Raw genomic sequence first — 16,415 nt, forward strand, 5'->3', positions numbered from 1 at the left:
TGACCGGCGCGGGATAGCGCGCCGCCCTCCACGTCATGCGCTCCGGGCACGCGAACGCGGCGACCTGATACCAAGTCCGCTCCACGCATGCCGCATGCGGCCACGTGACGCGTCATAAACGACGCACCGGCACCACGTGCTCGACCATTGCACGGATGATCGTTTCTCGGGCTGAACGCGCCTGTCGCGGGCCGGGAGATGCTAACCTCTCGGCCACTCTAACGACACCGCGTGAAGCCACAGGATTCGATCATGCAAACCGTTGCGGTACTGGACTTCGAAACAACCGGACTTTCGCCGAATATGGGCGACCGTGCGACCGAAATCGCCGTCATCCTGCTCCGGGACGGTGAAATCGTCGACCGTTTCCAGAGCCTGATGAATGCAGGCAGGCGCATACCGTCCGATGTCGTCGCGCTGACCGGCATCACGAACGAGATGATCGCAGCCGCGCCGCCGGCGTCGACAGTCATGAAGGAAGCCGCGGCGTTCGTCGGCAAGCATGCCGTCGTCGCACACAACGCCGGTTTCGACAAACGGTTCTGGCAATCCGAGCTCGGGCTTCTGGGCATGTCGGCCGAGCATGCCTTTGCGTGCACGATGCTCGTGGCGCGACGTATCTACCCGGATGCCCAGAGTCACCGCCTGTCGAGCCTGGTGGATATGCTGCGGTTGCCGAAATCGGGCCGTGCGCACCGGGCGATGGTCGATGCCGAGATGGCCGGGCACCTGTGGTGCCGGTTGCAGCACGACATTGCTCGGACTTACGGACTGAATCGCATCGATCACGCGCTCATGACGCGTGTGCAGGCCACGGCGAAGGCGAAAGTGCCGACGTACCTACGGTCGCTCATGGGTTCGCACGCGTGAGCATCCGGGTCGCGAGGGTTCCGACTCGCGCAATCCATTAATGAAAAACGGCTTGGCAACCTGCCAAGCCGTTTTCTTGTCGCAGCAGTCTTCCGGTTGAATCCGTCGTGACCTGCCGTCAGTCCGACCAACTGAGTCGCGTCTTGTTTTTCGGACTATGCAAGGCCGATAAGGAGCACTTTGAGAACACCTCCATGCTTGAGATCTCCCAGATAGGCAACGACTTTCAGCTTCTGTCCAAGCGCTGTGAGCGCGTTTCCGATCTGGATCAGCAACGCCGTGTTCGAGGCATTCACTGCAAACGAATTCCCGCCCTCGTTATTGAGCATGAACGGAAGGGTATCCTGATTGTCCCAATAGCCCAGCTGAATCGACTCAACATCTACCCGTTTCAAATCGTCCGCCTGCTCCGCGAACTTCTGAATTTCGCTGAAATTTTCGTTCGACATGACAATTTCTCCTGCAGTGAGTTGAGAGAAAGCCGAAAACCAGGGTCGTATAGGCCGAATCTGGTTTGCGTGCATCACGCATCGATAACGTTCATCACAGTCTCCGCAGTGGCTTGGATCAGCCATCCACGAAGAGCCCTGCCGGGAAGAAATTAGGCTGAGCGCGCGGAGCAATCAATCGCACTCGATTACAGTCGCGGCGAAATCGGGAGGTAGCGGCACGTCGTTTTCCGGCATGGTGCAGTCGATGCGCGGAGCCGCTGGTTGAACAAGAACGGCAATAAAGGCACCCGCGACGCCTCATGGCGCACGAATGCTCTCGGTGTGTTCTAGTCAATGAAACACGCCATCCGCGCGATGCGCCAATCGGGCGGTGGCGCCGATCGGGCCAAAAACAAAAAAGCCCGCTGTGAAGCGGGCTTTGATGTGTTCTGCTGTCAGGTCGTACCGGCACGTGCCGGACGTCCAATCACTCCCACTCGATCGTCGCCGGTGGCTTGCCCGAGATGTCGTACACCACACGGTTGATCCCGCGCACCTCGTTGATGATCCGGTTCGACGCCCGGCCAAGCAGCGCGTACGGCAGGTGCGCCCAGTGTGCGGTCATGAAGTCGGTCGTCTGCACCGCGCGCAGCGACGTCACGTAGTCGTACGTGCGGCCATCGCCCATCACGCCCACCGACTTCACCGGCAGGAACACCGCGAACGCCTGGCTCGTCAGGTCGTACCAGCTCTTGCCGACATCGGCTTCGCCGCACAGGCCGGCGGCCGCATCCTGCGCGGTCGCGGTCGTGTTGCGCAGCTCCTCGATGAAGATCGCGTCCGCACGGCGCAGCAGGTCCGCGAACTCGCGCTTCACTTCGCCGAGAATCCGCACGCCGAGGCCCGGGCCCGGGAACGGATGGCGGTACACCATCTCCGGCGGCAGGCCGAGCGCGACGCCCAACTCGCGCACTTCGTCCTTGAACAGGTCGCGCAGCGGCTCGAGCAGCTTCAAGCCGAGCGTTTCCGGCAGGCCGCCGACGTTGTGGTGGCTCTTGATCGTCGTCGCCTTCTTCGTCTTCGTGCCGCCCGATTCCACCACGTCCGGGTAGATCGTGCCCTGCGCGAGCCACTTCGCCTTCGACAGCTTCTTCGCCTCGGCCTGGAACACCTCGACGAATTCGCGGCCGATGATCTTGCGCTTCGCTTCCGGATCGGTCACGCCGGCCAGGTGGCCGAGGAACTGGTCGGACGCGTCGACGTGCACGACCTTCGCGTGCAGGCGGCCCTCGAACATGTCGAGCACCATCTTGCCTTCGTTCAGGCGCAGCAGGCCGTGGTCGACGAACACGCAGGTGAGCTGGTCGCCGATCGCGCGATGGATCAGCGCAGCGGCAACGCTCGAATCGACACCGCCCGACAGGCCGAGAATCACTTCCTCGTCACCGACCTGCTCGCGGATCTTCGCGACGGCTTCCTCGATGTGGTTGCTCATGATCCAGTCGGGCTTCGCACCGGCGATCTGCAGCACGAAGCGTTCGATGATCTGGCGGCCCTTCACCGTATGCGTGACTTCGGGATGGAACTGCACCGCGTAGTAGCCGCGTGCCTCGTCGGCCATGCCGGCGATCGGGCAGCTCGGCGTCGACGCCATCAGCGCGAAGCCCGGCGGCAGCTCGGCAACCTTGTCGCCGTGGCTCATCCAGACCTTCAGCATCCCGTGGCCTTCGTCCGTCTTGAAGTCCTCGATGCCGTCGAGCAGGCGCGTATGGCCGTGCGCGCGCATTTCCGCGTAACCGAATTCGCGGTGGTCGCTCCACTCGACCTTGCCGCCGAGCTGCACGGCCATCGTCTGCATGCCGTAGCAGATGCCGAGCACCGGCACGCCGAGATCCCACACGGCCTGCGGCGCGCGCAGCTGATGGTCTTCGTACGTGCTCGCATGGCTGCCCGACAGGATCACCGCCTTCGGCGCGAACTCGCGGACGAAGTCGTCGGACACATCGTTCGGATGGATTTCGCAGTAGACGTGCGCTTCGCGCACGCGTCGCGCAATCAGTTGGGTGACTTGCGAACCGAAGTCGAGAATCAGGATTTTGTCGTGCATGGCTGCGGACGGGATGAAGAGAATAAGAAAAGCAGCGCATCATTTTCATCATGCGCTGCGTCAATAGCATGGACAGCGTCGTCGGGCGGAAGGCAGCACGCTCGACGCATGGCCGGTCAATCCTGCATCGGCGGCCGCTCGTCGAGTGCGACGGTGCCGGACGACGATGGGCCGGATGCGGCCGGTGACGACGATGCAGCGGACGCTGCGGGGCGGCTGACGACGGGTTCGACACGCTGCGGTGCGGGCGACGACGCGGGCGCCATCGCCGGCTCGGCCGGACGCTGCGCCGGCGCGCGTGCGTCGAGCGCCTGCGCTTTTTCGCGCTGGCGCACGGCCGATGCGAGCCGCACGCCGCCGAGGCCGAGCACGATCAGCGCGACACCGGCCACGGCCGACAGCACACGGCCGGCGGCCGCGAGCGCGGGACCGCTGCCGGTGCCGATCGACCAGACGATCGTCAGCGCGCCGGTCAGCCAATACACATGGCCGACCGATCGCGCGACCGGCGCCGTGAGATCTCCGTTGAACGCTGCATGAAACGCGAGCCACGCGAGCCCGAGCAACGCGATGCCGAACGCCTGGCCGAGCATCGCCGGCTGGACGTTCGCAAGCTGCAGCGCGTTGAAGAGCGACTGCCAGGGCGTCAGCACGAACAGCACGCCGAACGCCAGCAGCAGTACGGCATCGATGATCAGCACGGCTCGCAGCAGCGGTTTCATCGGCGATCAGTCCACGTGGTAGTTCGGCGCTTCCTTCGTGATCTGCACGTCGTGCACGTGCGACTCGCGCATGCCCGCCGCGGTGATCTGGACGAATTCGGCCTTGTCGTGCAGCTCGTCGATCGTCTTGCAGCCGCAGTAGCCCATGCTCGCGCGCACGCCGCCGACCAGCTGGAACAGGATCGCGTTGACCGAGCCCTTGTACGCGACACGGCCTTCGATGCCTTCCGGCACGAGCTTGTCGATGTTCGCCGAGTTGTCCTGGAAGTAGCGGTCTGCCGCGCCGTCCTTCATCGCACCGACGGAACCCATGCCGCGATACGACTTGTACTGGCGGCCCTGGTACAGGAACACGTCGCCCGGCGCCTCTTCGGTGCCCGCGAACATGCTGCCCATCATCACTGCGTTCGCGCCGGCCGCGAGGGCCTTCGACACGTCGCCCGAGAAGCGCACGCCGCCGTCGGCGATGCACGGCACGCCCGTGCCCTTCAGCGCTTCCGCGACGTTCGCGATCGCGCTGATCTGCGGCACGCCGACACCGGCGACGATCCGCGTCGTGCAGATCGAGCCCGGGCCGATACCGACCTTGACCGCATCCGCGCCGTATTCGACGAGCGCCTTCGCGGCGGCGGCCGTCGCGATGTTGCCGCCGATCACTTCGACGTGCGGGAAGTTCTGCTTGACCCAGCGAACGCGCTCGAGCACGCCCTTGCTGTGGCCGTGCGCGGTATCGACGACGATCACGTCGACGCCGGCCTGCACCAGCAGCTCGACACGCTCTTCGTTGTCGGGACCGACGCCGACCGCCGCGCCTGCGCGCAGCTTGCCGTGTTCGTCCTTGCACGCGTCCGGGTGCTCGGTCTGCTTCGTGATGTCCTTGACGGTCATCAGGCCGCGCAGTTCGAACGCGTCGTTGACGACCAGCACGCGCTCGAGGCGGTGGCTGTGCATCAGCGCCTTCGCTTCGGCGAGCGGTGTGCCTTCCTTGACCGTGACGAGGCGCTCGCGCGGCGTCATGATCGACTTGACCGGCTCATCGAGGCGGGTTTCGAAACGCAGGTCGCGGTTCGTGACGATGCCGACGAGCTGCGGGCCTTCGACGACCGGGAAGCCCGAGATGCCATGCTGGCGCGACAGCGCGATCACGTCGCGCACCTTCATTTGCGGCGGCACCGTGATCGGATCGCGGACGACGCCCGATTCGAAACGCTTGACCTTCGCGACCTCGCGGGCCTGTTCGGCCGGCGTCAGGTTCTTGTGGACGATACCGACGCCACCCTGCTGGGCCATCGCGATCGCAAGGCGACCTTCGGTGACCGTGTCCATCGCGGCGGACACGAGCGGCATGTTCAGGGAGATGTTGCGGGTCAGCTTGGTCTTGAGGCTGGTGTCGCGCGGGAGAACGTCGGAGAAGGCGGGAACGAGGAGCACGTCATCGAAAGTGAGTGCTTTTTGGATCAGACGCATGGCAAATCCTATGGGCGCAAAAGCGAATTATACGCGAAGCGCCGTGAATTTTCACAACACGAACAACGGCTTAGCCGGTTTCGGCCGTTCGGGGGCCGAATCGTTCGGATCGCCGTTCGGTTCGTTTTCGATCGCTTTTCGTTTCACGGCCGCATCGAGCCATTCGCGCAGCCGGCCGCGAAACGGCCCTTCCGCCTGTTGCGGACGGGCCACGCGGCGTAGCGGCGACGATGAAGCCCGGCCCGGCAACGGGTCGAACAGGCCCACCGCTCCGCCTTACAGCAGCCCGGCCGCGCGGACGATCATCACCATGCCGCCGCCGACCGCGACACCGCCGACGATCCGCGCAACCCGCCCGCCGGCCGGCACAAGGCGCTCGGCGGCGATCGCAACCGTCACGACCGCCATCACGCGCAGATCCATCATGCCGGCCGCCAGCGCGACCGCCATCAGGTTCCCGCAACACGCCCCGCATCGGATGGCGGCTCGCACGCCGTGCCGCCATGCCGCACCGGCCTCCGCGTGCGGCGGATGCATGCAGGTCGCCGCGTGCCGGCAGCACGTCAGCCGGCGCGCCTTCCATCCGGAGCATTGCAGGACGCCTGCGGCCAATACGACCGTGCCGGCCACGAACGGCATTGCGCGCGCGAGCGCCGGCAGCCGTGCGGCTGCGCTCGTCAGCGCGGCGCCGGCCGGAAACACGAGCGCGCCGACTGCCATCCACACGGCGAAATACCCGGCGCCCGCCACGGCGACGAGCCAGGTCGAACGCGCCGCCGCCAACGGGCCGACGCTCTGCCGGTATCGCCACAGCACCGGCGCCAGCACGGGCAGCATCATCGTCACCGTCATCGCGCCCCACATGCCGGCGAACGCCGCGAACGTGCGGCCGGCGCCCCATCCGCACGGCCGCTGCCATGCCGCCGACATCATCCAGCCGCCGGACACCGGTGCGCCGCCCATCGCGGCCATCGACACGTGCTGCGTCACGGTCGCAACAACGGCAACGGCGAACACGGCCGCGAGCGCCACCGCGAAGGCCCGTGGATCGGGGCCCGCACCGCCGGCCGCAGGCCGAGTCATCGCCCGCCCCCGCCCGTCGCCGGCGCGCTCAGCCGCGTGCGTACTCGTCATGACGGCGCCACCACGGGCCGGTCTCGTTGCGCCCGCGCGGTGCGCGATCGAGCCACTGGTACATCCCCCACAGCGCGTCGAGGCCGCGCGCATAGGTCGAATACGTGTGATAAACCACACCGTCCTCGCGCACGAACGCGCTCATCCCCGGCCGGTCGAGCGAATACGTGACCGCGTCCGTGCCGCACGTCGCAGCGAACGCCACGACCGGTGCCGGGGGCGGATCCATGTCCATCGCGTGACCGGCCCGCGCGTAGTTGTATTCGACGTCGCCGGCGCGCTGCTGCGCTTCGGTGAACGACACGTTGAAGTCGAAGTTGAAATCGCTGCCGACCGACGACGCCCACGGAAAGTGCCACCCCATCCGCTGCCGGTACGCGAGCAGCTTCGCGAGCGGCGCGCGTGACACGGCGGCGAGCGTCACGTCGTGGTTCGCCAGATGCACGGCGAAGCCGTCGAAACCGTCGGCGATCGACGAACACGACGGGCAGCCGGCCTTGTAGTCGGGGCCGAACATGAAGTGATAGACGAGCAGTTGCGAACGGCCGCGAAACAGGTCGTCGAGCGTTGCCTGCCCGTCTTCGGTGTCGAACCGGTAAGTCTTGTCGACGCGCACCCAGGGCAGCGCCTGGCGTCGCCGCGCGAGCTCGTCGCTTTGCCGCGTCAGCGCCTTTTCCGCGTCGAGCAGTGCGCGGCGCTCGGCCAGCCAATCGTCGCGCGTTCCGGTGAGATGGGTCGTCATGGCGGGTTCCTCCTTCCGATGGGTATCCGGGCACGGCGTCCGGTGCCGTGTGCGTGGTGCTAGATTAGTGGCGGGCATCGGACCGGAGGGAGTGACAAGTGTGTCGGGATTCGGATGGATTCGCTGATCACGGCGGCCGCGCGCGCGCTCGCGGCCGGTGACGCGCTCGGCGCGCTGAACCGCGTCGCGCTGCGCGACGATGCGCCGGCGCTCGCGCTGCGCGGGATCGCGATGGCGCAGCTCGGCGATTTCGAACGTGCTCGCGCACTCGTGCGCGGCGCCGCTCGTGCGTTCGGCGCAAAGGAGACCGTGGCGCGTGCGCGCTGCGTCATCGCGGAAGCGGAGATCGCGCTCGCGTCGCGCGACCTGCGCTGGCCGACGCGCGCGCTCGATGCCGCGTGCGCGACGCTCGACGCGCACGGCGACCGCGCGAACGCCGCGCATGCGCGCTATCTCGGCGTGCGCCGGCTGCTGCTGATCGGCCAGCTCGACGATGCCGAGCGGATGCTCGCGCATCTCGATCCCGCGCCGCTGCCGGCTGCATCGCGCGCCGCCCATGAGCTGATCGCGGCCGGCATCGCGATGCGCCGCATCCGCACGCACGCGGCCCGCGCAGCGCTTGCCCGTGCGCGCGCAGCCGCCCGCGACGCCGGCATCGCCGCGCTGACGGCCGAGGTCGACACCGCCGCGCGCGTGCTCGACGCACCGGCCGCACGCCTTGTCACACGCGGTACATCGCGGCTCGTGCCGCTCGATGAAGTCGAGACGCTATTCGCGTCGAACGCGCTCGTCGTCGATGCGTGCCGTCACACGGTGCGCGACGCGCGCACGACCGTGTCGCTTGCGCGGCGGCCCGTGCTGTTCGTGCTTGCCCGCGCGCTCGGCGAGGCATGGCCGGCCGACGTGTCGCGCAACGCGCTCGTCGCCGTCGCGTTCCGCGCGAAACACGCGGACGAATCGCATCGCGCACGCCTGCGCGTCGAGATCGGCCGGCTGCGCGCGGTGCTGCGGCCGCTCGCGAACGTCATCGCCACACCGCGCGGCTTCGCGCTCGAACCGCTCGGCATGCGTGAGACCGTCGTGCTGGCGCGCCCGGTCGACGATCGCCACGCGGCCGTGCTCGCGCTCCTCGCCGATGGCGAAGCGTGGTCGAGCTCCGCGCTGGCGCTGGCCCTCGGCGCGAGCCAGCGCACCGTGCAGCGCGCGCTCGACGCGCTCGCCGAAGCCGGCAAGGTCCAGGCGCTGGGCCGCGGCCGCGCGCGCCGCTGGATGACGCCGCCATTGCCCGGTTTCGCGACGACCTTGTTACTCCCCGCCCCGCTCCCGGGCGATTAGGATGACCTCACCGAACGACGAGGTGACGAACATGAAACGCTCCCGTGCAGACATCCTTCGCGAATACGGCCCGTTTCCGGGCGTCGACGGCGTACACGGCGTCACGTACGACGGGCAATACGTGTGGTACGCGTCCGGCGACAAGCTGAATGCGCTCGACCCGGAACGCGGCACGACCGTCCGCTCGCTCGACGTCGCCGCGCATGCGGGCACGGCGTTCGACGGCCGCCACCTGTACCAGATCGTCGAGGATCGCATCGAGAAGATCGATCCCGAATCGGGCCGCGTGCTCGCGACGATCCCCGCTCCCGGCAAGGGCGGCGATTCGGGGCTGGCTTGGGCCGAAGGCGCGCTGTGGGTCGGCCAGTACCGCGAACGCAAGATTCATCAGGTGGACCCGCAAACGGGCGCCGTGCTGCGCACGATCGAATCGAACCGCTTCGTCACCGGCGTGACGTGGGTCGACGGCGAGCTGTGGCACGGCACCTGGGAAGCCGACCAGGCCGACCTGCGCCACATCGATCCGCACACCGGCCAGGTGCTCGAGCAGATCGACATGCCGGCAGGCGTCGGCGTATCAGGGCTCGAATCCGACGGCCACGACCGCTTCTACTGCGGCGGCGGCAACAGCGGCACGTTGCGCGCCGTGCGTCGGCCCGCGCGAGCGGGGGCGTCGGGCCACAACGCGGGCGCATCGCACGATTCGGCTGACGAATGATCCGCGGCCTGCCGTGATCGCTCCGGGGCGCAGCACGGCTGCGCTCCGCCCTGCGCCGAGTGCAGGAATGAACAAGACGACGTCGCGACCGCGTCGCTAAGCTGCGCGCTCGTCAATCATGTGTTCGGAGCGGTCGATGCGACGCGGTGTGGTCTATGGTGTCCTGGCAGGTGCCCTGTGGGGCATGGTGTTTCTCGTTCCTCGGCTGCTGACCGACTTCTCGCCGCTGCTGCTGAGCGCCGGCCGCTACGCGATGTACGGCCTCGTGTCGTTGGCGGCCGCACTGCCGGCCGCCCGCTCGCTGCTCGCGCGGCTGACCCGCGAGGATCTCGTCGCGCTGGTCAGGCTCGCCGTCGTCGGCAACGTCGCGTACTACATGCTGTTGTCCGGCGCCGTGCACCTGATCGGCATCGCGCCCAGTTCGCTGATCGTCGGCGTGCTGCCCGTCACGGTCACGCTCGCGGGCCTCGGCGACCACGGCGCGGTGCCGCTGCGGCGGCTCGCCGCCCCGCTCGCGCTGGTGATCGCGGGCATCGTCTGCATCAACGTCGACTTGTTCACCTCCGAGGCCGCGCATGCGACGACGCTCGGCCAGAAACTCGCCGGCATCGCCTGCGCGGCCGGCGCGCTCGCGAGCTGGACCTGGTATGCGGTCGCGAACGCACGCTATCTGCAGCGCCACCATCATTTCGGCGGCAACGAGTGGTCGGTGCTGTGGGGTGTCGTGACGGGCCTGATCGGCGGGCTCGTCTGGATCGCGATCCTCGCGCTGCCGGGCGGCACCGTGCAGGCGGCGGTCCCGGCGTCGCGCTGGCAACTGTTCTGGCTGCTGAACCTGGTGCTCGCGATCGGCGCGTCGTGGCTCGGCAACGGGCTGTGGAATGCCGCGTCGAAGCGGCTGCCGCTCACGCTGTCGGGCCAGCTGATCGTGTTCGAAACCGTGTTCGCGATGCTTTACGCGTTCGTGTACGACCAGCGGATGCCGCATGCACTCGAGATCGCCGCGCTGGGGCTGCTGCTCGCGGGCGTCTACGGATCGGTGCGGCAGCATGGCGACACGCCCGCCGGCGGCGATACGTCGGGAAGCACGTCGGCAAACGCAAACGCCGCGGCCCACTGAGCGCCGCGGCGTTTGATCAGACGAATCGAAACGAAAGCCGCGGATCGGCCCGCGTCAGCGCGAGTCCTTGTGCATCCACTTGCGGCCCTCGATGGAGCCGGCGCGGCGCGACTTGTCGACGCGCCGCTGGCGCGCGAGCTTCGGATCGACGATCAACGGGCGGTAGATCTCGACGCGGTCGTGATCGGCGAGCGGCGTGTCGAGCGGTGCAAGCTTGCCGTACACGCCGGTCTTCGCGTTCGCGAGATCGATTTCCGGGTACAGCGTGAGCACGCCGCTCGCATCGATCGCCGAGCGAACGGTCGCCCCTTCGGGCAGCGACAGCGGAATCAGCGTCTGCCGATCCGGCAGCGCGTAGCAGACTTCGATCGACAGCATCGCGTCACCCCTTCCCGTAGCGCTGGTCGGCGCGCTTCACGAACGAATCGACGAACGTGTTCGCGATATGGCTGAACACGGGCCCGATGATCTTCTCGAGCAGGATGCTCGAGAACTCGTAGTGCAGCGCGAATTCGATCTTGCAGGCATCGGCACGCAGTGCCGTGAAGCGCCACGAGCCCGTGAACTTCTTGAACGGGCCGTCCGTGAACTCCATGTCGATCCGCGTCGGGCGCTGCTGCGTGTTGCGCGTCGCGAAATGCTGCTTGATGCCCTTGAAGTTGATGTCGATGCGCGCTTCCATCCCGCTCTCGTCCTGACGGCGAATCTCGACACCGCCGCACCAGGGCAGGAAATTGGGGTAGTCGGCCACGTCGGTGACGAGGTCGAACATCTGTTCCGCCGAATGACGGATCAATACGGTTTTCTGGACATCTGCCATAAATCGCGCGGCATCGCTTAAGGTGAGAACGCAAGCCGGGCGATTCCCGCCCCGCTTTGCTAAAATCGTGATTTTAAACGAGTTGGCCCGATCCTTTCATGAGCATCATCGACAACAGGAAAGCGCACTTCGATTACCACATCGAGGAACGCTACGAGGCGGGGCTCGTGCTCGAGGGCTGGGAAGTCAAGGCGCTGCGCGCCGGGCGCGGCCAGATCCGGGAAGGTTACGTCGTGATCAAGCACGCCGAGATCTTTCTGATCGGTACCCATATCAGCCCGCTGCCCGAGGCTTCGACCCACATCACGCCCGACCCGGTTCGCACGCGCAAGCTGCTGCTGCACCGCGAGGAAATCAAGAAACTGATCGGCAAGGTCGAGCAGCGTGGCTACACGCTCGTGCCGCTGAACTTCCACTACAAGGGCGGTCGCGTGAAGTGCGACATCGCGCTCGCGAAGGGCAAGAAGCTGCACGACAAGCGCGAAACCGAGAAGAAGCGCGACTGGGAACGCGAAAAGGCACGCATCATGCGCGCCGGCACCTGATCTGCGCGACACGCATCACAAACGACACGGCCCGCTCGAAGCGGGCCGTGTTGCTTTGTGGTCAGGTGAATCGGGCGCGCCGGCTACAAGAGCGATCCCCGGCACGCCACGCTGCCGGTTTCGGCTGAAGAAAGGCACCGACGACGGCACCGCACGGGCATCATCCGCCCCCGGCTGCGCGACGATTCGCCGCACGCCGATCGCATGCGGCGACCACCTGCGCACCGCGTCAATCCGGACTCAGGCCTTCCCGCCCGAGGCGGCCCCCGCGCTCTTGACGATCGTCAGCGCCGACGAGATCGCCGTGCCGAGATCCGACAGGTTCGACGGCACGATCAGCGTGTTGCCCTGCTTCGCGAGATTCGAGAATGCGCTGACATACTGCTCGGCCACCTTCAGGTTCACCGCGTCCATCCCGCCCTGCGATTGCATCGCGTTCGCGATCTTCTGGATCGCCTGCGCGTTCGCCTCGGCCACCGCCAGGATCGCGGCTGCTTCACCCTGCGCCTGGTTGATCGCGGCCTGCCGCTCGCCTTCGGATTTCTGGATCGCCGCTTCGCGCGCGCCCGACGCGAGATTGATCTGCTCCTGCTTGCGGCCCTCGGATGCGGCGATCAGCGCGCGCTTTTCACGCTCCGCGGTGATCTGCGCCTGCATCGCGTGCAGGATTTCCTTCGGCGGCGTCAGGTCCTTGATCTCGTAGCGCAGGACCTTCACCCCCCAGTTCGCCGCGGCCTGATCGAGCGCCGACACGATGTTGTGGTTGATGAAGTCGCGCTCCTCGAACGTCTTGTCGAGTTCGAGCTTGCCGACCACCGAGCGCAACGTCGTTTGCGCAAGCTGCGTGATCGCGAGCACGAAGTTGCTCGACCCGTACGACGCCTTCATCGGATCGGTCACCTGGAAATACAGCACGCCGTCGACCTGCAGCTGCGTGTTGTCGCGCGTGATACAGACCTGGCTCGGCACGTCGAGCGGGATTTCCTTCAGCACGTGCCGGTATGCGATGCGATCGACGAAAGGCAGCACGATGTTCAGGCCGGGCGACAGCGTCGCGTGATAGCGCCCGAAACGCTCGAGCACCCACGCATGCTGCTGCGGCACGATCTTCACCGTCTTCGACACGATCACGATCGCGATGACGAGCAGGACAACCCAGATGATCAGCGAATCCATGAAATATTCCCTCCTTGTTGTATCGGCGGACGATCAGCCCGCGGGTTTCGCCACGACCACGAGACAATTGCCGCGCACGGCACTCACCTGATACACGTGCGCATCGTCGCGCTCGCCGTTCTCGAGCTCGACGTCCCAGTCGGCGCCGCGATATTGCACGCGCGCGCGGCCGTCACGCCACGCGTCGACCGTGACGGTCGCGCCGATATCGAGATTGACGTCGGGATTCGTCGACGTGTCGCGCTTCTGCTTGCGGCCGAGCCCCGAACGCCGCAACACGACCATCGCGACGATCGCGACCACCGCCGCCGCCCCGAACTGCACGTGCGGCGCGAAACCGGCCAACTGCAGCAGCCCGCCCGCGAGAAAGCCGAGCGCGATCATCAGCAGGTAGAACTTACCCGTCAGCAATTCGGCCACGACCAGCACGCCCACCGCGACCCACCAGAACAGATGCCCCGACATCATTGTGGTCTCCAGAAAAACATCCCCGTGCTCACCTGCCGTGCAGGCAACCAGAATACGCGTTGAAGCGCGACTCCGGTTCAACATGCCCGCCGCCCCCGAGGAGACGGCCAATGCGCGTGGGCCGGCCCGGTGCGTACCCACAAATAAAAACACCCCGGTGCCTACCGGGGTGTTTATAGCATGAACCTTGCATTTTGCCTTCAGCGGAAGCACGGTGCCACCGCGCTTCCGTCAAAGATGCATGACCGACCGTTACTTCCGGTTGGCGAGCGCCTGCCACGTATCGACGATCGTGTCGGGGTTCAGCGAGATCGACACGATGCCTTCGTCGGTCAGCCATTGCGCGAAGTCCGGGTGATCGGACGGGCCCTGGCCGCAGATGCCGACGTACTTGCCCATCTTGCGGCAGGTATCGATCGCGCGCTTCAGCAGGAACTTGACGGCCGGATCGCGTTCGTCGAAGTCGACAGCCAGCAGTTCCATGCCCGAATCGCGGTCGAGGCCGAGCGTGAGCTGCGTGAGGTCGTTCGAGCCGATCGAGAAGCCGTCGAAGAACTGCAGGAAGTCTTCGGCGAGGATCGCGTTGGTCGGGACTTCGCACATCATCACGAGGCGCAGGCCGTTTTCGCCGCGCTTCAGGCCGAACTTCTCGAGCAGGCCGACGACGCGCTCCGCCTGCTTCACGGTACGCACGAACGGCACCATGATCTCGACGTTGGTCAGGCCCATCTCGTCGCGCACGCGCTTCAGTGCACGGCACTCCATCTCGAACGCCTGCGCGAAGTCTTCAGCGATGTAACGCGACGCGCCGCGGAAGCCCAGCATCGGGTTTTCCTCGTCCGGCTCGTAACGCGAACCGCCGATCAGCTTCTTGTACTCGTTCGACTTGAAGTCGGACAGACGCACGATCACGGGCTTCGGATAGAACGCCGCCGCGATCGTCGCGACACCTTCCGTCAGCTTGTCGACGTAGAACTGACGCGGCGATGCGTGACCACGCGCGACGCTCTCGACGGCCTTCTTCAGGTCCTGGTCGATGTTCGGGTACTCGAGGATCGCCTTCGGGTGAACGCCGATGTTGTTGTTGATGATGAACTCGAGACGCGCGAGACCCACGCCGGCGTTCGGCAGTTGCGAGAAGTCGAACGCGAGCTGCGGGTTGCCGACGTTCATCATGATCTTGACCGGGATTTCCGGCAGTTCGCCGCGCTGCACTTCCGTGACTTCCGTCTCGAGCAGGCCGTCGTAGATCTTGCCTTCGTCGCCTTCCGCGCACGACACGGTGACGAGCGCGCCGTCCTTCAGGATGTCGGTCGCATCGCCGCAGCCGACGACTGCCGGCACGCCGAGTTCACGCGCGATGATTGCCGCGTGGCAGGTCCGGCCGCCACGGTTCGTGACGATCGCGGCTGCACGCTTCATCACCGGCTCCCAGTTCGGGTCGGTCATGTCGGCCACCAGCACGTCGCCCGGCTGCACGCGTTCCATTTCCGACGGATCCTGGATCACGCGCACGGGGCCCGCGCCGATCTTCTGGCCGATCGCACGGCCCGTTGCCAGCACCTGCGACTGGCCCTTCAGCTTGAAGCGCTGCTCGGCCTTGCCGGTCGCCTGGCTCTTCACGGTTTCCGGACGTGCCTGCAGGATGAAGATCTTGCCGTCGCGGCCGTCCTTGCCCCACTCGATGTCCATCGGACGCTGGTAGTGCTTCTCGATGATGACCGCGTACTTCGCCAGCTCGATCACGTCTTCGTCGGTGATCGAGTAGCGGTTGCGCTGCTCGTGCGGCACGTCGACCGTCTTCACGCGGCCCGGCTCGCCCGGCTGCGTGAATTCCATCTTGATCAGCTTCGAGCCGATCGAGCGGCGGATGATCGGGTACTTGTCCTGTGCGAGCGTCGTCTTGAACACATAGAACTCGTCCGGGTTCACTGCGCCCTGCACGACGGTTTCGCCCAGGCCGTAGCTCGACGTGATGAACACGGCGTCCTTGAAGCCCGATTCGGTGTCGATCGTGAACATCACGCCGGCCGCGCCGACGTCCGAGCGGACCATGCGCTGCACGCCGGCCGACAGGGCGACTTCCGCGTGCGTGAAGCCCTTGTGCACGCGATACGAGATCGCGCGGTCGTTGTACAGCGACGCGAACACGTGCTTCATGCGGTCGAGCACGTCTTCGATGCCGACGACGTTCAGGTACGACTCCTGCTGGCCGGCGAACGATGCGTCGGGCAAGTCTTCCGCGGTAGCGGACGAACGCACGGCGAACGACAGCTCGCCGGGCGAGCTGTTCTTCAGGATGTCGAACTGCTCACGGATTTCCTGCTCGAGACGTGCCTGCATCGGCGCATCGACGATCCACTTGCGGATTTCGGCGCCGGCTTCGGCGAGCGCCTTCACGTCGTCGATGTCGAGCGACTCGAGACGCTTGGCGATGCGGTCGGTGAGGTCGTTGTGCTTGAGGAAATCGCGGAACGCGAGCGCGGTCGTGGCGAAACCGGTGGGTACGCGAACGCCTGCTTCGGAAAGCTGGCTGATCATTTCGCCCAGCGACGCATTCTTGCCGCCGACGATCTCCACATCGGTCATCCGCAACTGCTCGAACGGAATTACATACGCCTGGTCCTTTGCGACGTTTGCTGCGTTAGTCATACAAGCCCCTAAGTGTGAAAAAAATGCTCGATTGCGCAAGTGGGCTTGGACGCGGGCGCGTGCAAAAAGGCGCGGCGCGTCTTGCGCAACCTGTTGGAGAAACAATCG

General features: G+C 66.1%; 16 protein-coding genes. 5 read left to right on the forward strand and 11 right to left on the reverse strand.

Going from position 1 to position 16,415, the window contains the following annotated elements; translation table 11 throughout:
* Window positions 1–252 precede the first annotated feature (252 nt).
* A complete protein-coding gene (locus CFB82_RS11115) occupies window positions 253–870 on the forward strand; it encodes a 3'-5' exonuclease (RefSeq protein WP_089484194.1) in 618 nt (205 codons plus the stop codon).
* Between the two features lie 155 nt (window positions 871–1,025).
* Here CFB82_RS11115 and CFB82_RS11120 read toward each other — a convergent pair whose 3' ends face one another.
* The 6 genes from CFB82_RS11120 to CFB82_RS11150 form a co-directional block, all read right to left on the reverse strand.
* Window positions 1,026–1,319 (reverse strand): hypothetical protein, encoded by a 294-nt coding sequence (locus CFB82_RS11120; protein WP_089484147.1) that lies wholly within the window; start codon window positions 1,317–1,319, stop codon window positions 1,026–1,028.
* 469 nt (window positions 1,320–1,788) lie between these two features.
* Complete coding sequence (gene guaA, locus CFB82_RS11125) at window positions 1,789–3,408, reverse strand: glutamine-hydrolyzing GMP synthase (RefSeq protein ID WP_069248259.1); 1,620 nt, start codon at window positions 3,406–3,408, stop codon at window positions 1,789–1,791.
* A 116-nt stretch (window positions 3,409–3,524) separates the two neighbouring features.
* Entirely contained in the window at window positions 3,525–4,130 is a 606-nt protein-coding gene (locus CFB82_RS11130) for a hypothetical protein (RefSeq protein WP_089484148.1), read from the reverse strand.
* A 6-nt stretch (window positions 4,131–4,136) separates the two neighbouring features.
* A complete protein-coding gene (gene guaB, locus CFB82_RS11135) occupies window positions 4,137–5,597 on the reverse strand; it encodes an IMP dehydrogenase (protein ID WP_011352433.1) in 1,461 nt (486 codons plus the stop codon).
* Between the two features lie 276 nt (window positions 5,598–5,873).
* The gene (locus tag CFB82_RS11145) at window positions 5,874–6,680 is read right to left on the reverse strand and encodes a DUF2182 domain-containing protein (RefSeq protein ID WP_089484195.1); all 807 of its coding nucleotides are present in this window, start codon (window positions 6,678–6,680) and stop codon (window positions 5,874–5,876) included.
* Window positions 6,681–6,708: 28 nt separating this feature from the next.
* A complete protein-coding gene (locus CFB82_RS11150) occupies window positions 6,709–7,473 on the reverse strand; it encodes a DUF899 domain-containing protein (protein ID WP_089484150.1) in 765 nt (254 codons plus the stop codon).
* 114 nt (window positions 7,474–7,587) lie between these two features.
* Here CFB82_RS11150 and CFB82_RS11155 point away from each other — a divergent pair, with 114 nt between their 5' ends.
* From CFB82_RS11155 to CFB82_RS11165, 3 genes are all read left to right on the forward strand, one after another.
* Window positions 7,588–8,808: a helix-turn-helix domain-containing protein gene (locus tag CFB82_RS11155; RefSeq protein ID WP_089484151.1), complete on the forward strand. Its 1,221-nt coding sequence runs from the start codon at window positions 7,588–7,590 to the stop codon at window positions 8,806–8,808.
* A gap of 31 nt (window positions 8,809–8,839) precedes the next feature.
* Window positions 8,840–9,526 carry a Vgb family protein gene (locus CFB82_RS11160; protein ID WP_089484196.1) on the forward strand — a complete coding sequence of 229 codons (687 nt, stop codon included), beginning with the start codon at window positions 8,840–8,842 and terminating at the stop codon, window positions 9,524–9,526.
* 136 nt (window positions 9,527–9,662) lie between these two features.
* Window positions 9,663–10,646 (forward strand): DMT family transporter, encoded by a 984-nt coding sequence (locus CFB82_RS11165; protein ID WP_089484152.1) that lies wholly within the window; start codon window positions 9,663–9,665, stop codon window positions 10,644–10,646.
* A gap of 54 nt (window positions 10,647–10,700) precedes the next feature.
* Here CFB82_RS11165 and CFB82_RS11170 read toward each other — a convergent pair whose 3' ends face one another.
* The gene (locus tag CFB82_RS11170) at window positions 10,701–11,024 is read right to left on the reverse strand and encodes an RnfH family protein (RefSeq protein WP_089484153.1); all 324 of its coding nucleotides are present in this window, start codon (window positions 11,022–11,024) and stop codon (window positions 10,701–10,703) included.
* A gap of 4 nt (window positions 11,025–11,028) precedes the next feature.
* Window positions 11,029–11,466, reverse strand: a complete 438-nt coding sequence (locus tag CFB82_RS11175) for a type II toxin-antitoxin system RatA family toxin (RefSeq protein ID WP_034188832.1) — start codon at window positions 11,464–11,466, stop codon at window positions 11,029–11,031.
* Between the two features lie 98 nt (window positions 11,467–11,564).
* Here CFB82_RS11175 and smpB point away from each other — a divergent pair, with 98 nt between their 5' ends.
* The gene (gene smpB, locus CFB82_RS11180) at window positions 11,565–12,011 is read left to right on the forward strand and encodes an SsrA-binding protein SmpB (protein WP_039342760.1); all 447 of its coding nucleotides are present in this window, start codon (window positions 11,565–11,567) and stop codon (window positions 12,009–12,011) included.
* Window positions 12,012–12,251: 240 nt separating this feature from the next.
* On the opposite strand, the gene CFB82_RS11185 is transcribed toward smpB, so the two are convergent.
* From CFB82_RS11185 to ppsA, 3 genes are all read right to left on the reverse strand, one after another.
* Window positions 12,252–13,187 (reverse strand): SPFH domain-containing protein, encoded by a 936-nt coding sequence (locus CFB82_RS11185; protein ID WP_069248266.1) that lies wholly within the window; start codon window positions 13,185–13,187, stop codon window positions 12,252–12,254.
* 33 nt (window positions 13,188–13,220) lie between these two features.
* Entirely contained in the window at window positions 13,221–13,655 is a 435-nt protein-coding gene (locus tag CFB82_RS11190; RefSeq protein WP_089484154.1) for an NfeD family protein, read from the reverse strand.
* Between the two features lie 252 nt (window positions 13,656–13,907).
* On the reverse strand, window positions 13,908–16,307 hold the full coding sequence (gene ppsA, locus CFB82_RS11195; RefSeq protein WP_089484155.1) for a phosphoenolpyruvate synthase: 2,400 nt from the start codon (window positions 16,305–16,307) through the stop codon (window positions 13,908–13,910).
* Between the last annotated feature and the right edge of the window lie 108 nt (window positions 16,308–16,415).

The sequence above is a fragment of the Burkholderia sp. HI2714 genome (assembly GCF_002223085.1).
Classification (GTDB): Bacteria; Pseudomonadota; Gammaproteobacteria; order Burkholderiales; family Burkholderiaceae; genus Burkholderia; species Burkholderia lata_D.

Bases quoted from the DNA above. Each gene is read 5' to 3' on its own strand.
- guaA (WP_069248259.1), bottom strand. From the start codon at position 3,408: ATGCACGACAAAATCCTGATTCTCGACTTCGGTTCGCAAGTCACCCAA.
- CFB82_RS11160 (WP_089484196.1), top strand. From the start codon at position 8,840: ATGAAACGCTCCCGTGCAGACATCCTTCGCGAATACGGCCCGTTTCCG.
- CFB82_RS11190 (WP_089484154.1), bottom strand. From the start codon at position 13,655: ATGATGTCGGGGCATCTGTTCTGGTGGGTCGCGGTGGGCGTGCTGGTC.
- CFB82_RS11115 (WP_089484194.1), top strand. From the start codon at position 253: ATGCAAACCGTTGCGGTACTGGACTTCGAAACAACCGGACTTTCGCCG.
- smpB (WP_039342760.1), top strand. From the start codon at position 11,565: ATGAGCATCATCGACAACAGGAAAGCGCACTTCGATTACCACATCGAG.
- ppsA (WP_089484155.1), bottom strand. From the start codon at position 16,307: ATGACTAACGCAGCAAACGTCGCAAAGGACCAGGCGTATGTAATTCCG.
- CFB82_RS11130 (WP_089484148.1), bottom strand. From the start codon at position 4,130: ATGAAACCGCTGCTGCGAGCCGTGCTGATCATCGATGCCGTACTGCTG.
- CFB82_RS11165 (WP_089484152.1), top strand. From the start codon at position 9,663: ATGCGACGCGGTGTGGTCTATGGTGTCCTGGCAGGTGCCCTGTGGGGC.
- guaB (WP_011352433.1), bottom strand. From the start codon at position 5,597: ATGCGTCTGATCCAAAAAGCACTCACTTTCGATGACGTGCTCCTCGTT.
- CFB82_RS11155 (WP_089484151.1), top strand. From the start codon at position 7,588: ATGGATTCGCTGATCACGGCGGCCGCGCGCGCGCTCGCGGCCGGTGAC.
- CFB82_RS11120 (WP_089484147.1), bottom strand. From the start codon at position 1,319: ATGTCGAACGAAAATTTCAGCGAAATTCAGAAGTTCGCGGAGCAGGCG.
- CFB82_RS11170 (WP_089484153.1), bottom strand. From the start codon at position 11,024: ATGCTGTCGATCGAAGTCTGCTACGCGCTGCCGGATCGGCAGACGCTG.
- CFB82_RS11150 (WP_089484150.1), bottom strand. From the start codon at position 7,473: ATGACGACCCATCTCACCGGAACGCGCGACGATTGGCTGGCCGAGCGC.
- CFB82_RS11175 (WP_034188832.1), bottom strand. From the start codon at position 11,466: ATGGCAGATGTCCAGAAAACCGTATTGATCCGTCATTCGGCGGAACAG.
- CFB82_RS11145 (WP_089484195.1), bottom strand. From the start codon at position 6,680: ATGACTCGGCCTGCGGCCGGCGGTGCGGGCCCCGATCCACGGGCCTTC.
- CFB82_RS11185 (WP_069248266.1), bottom strand. From the start codon at position 13,187: ATGGATTCGCTGATCATCTGGGTTGTCCTGCTCGTCATCGCGATCGTG.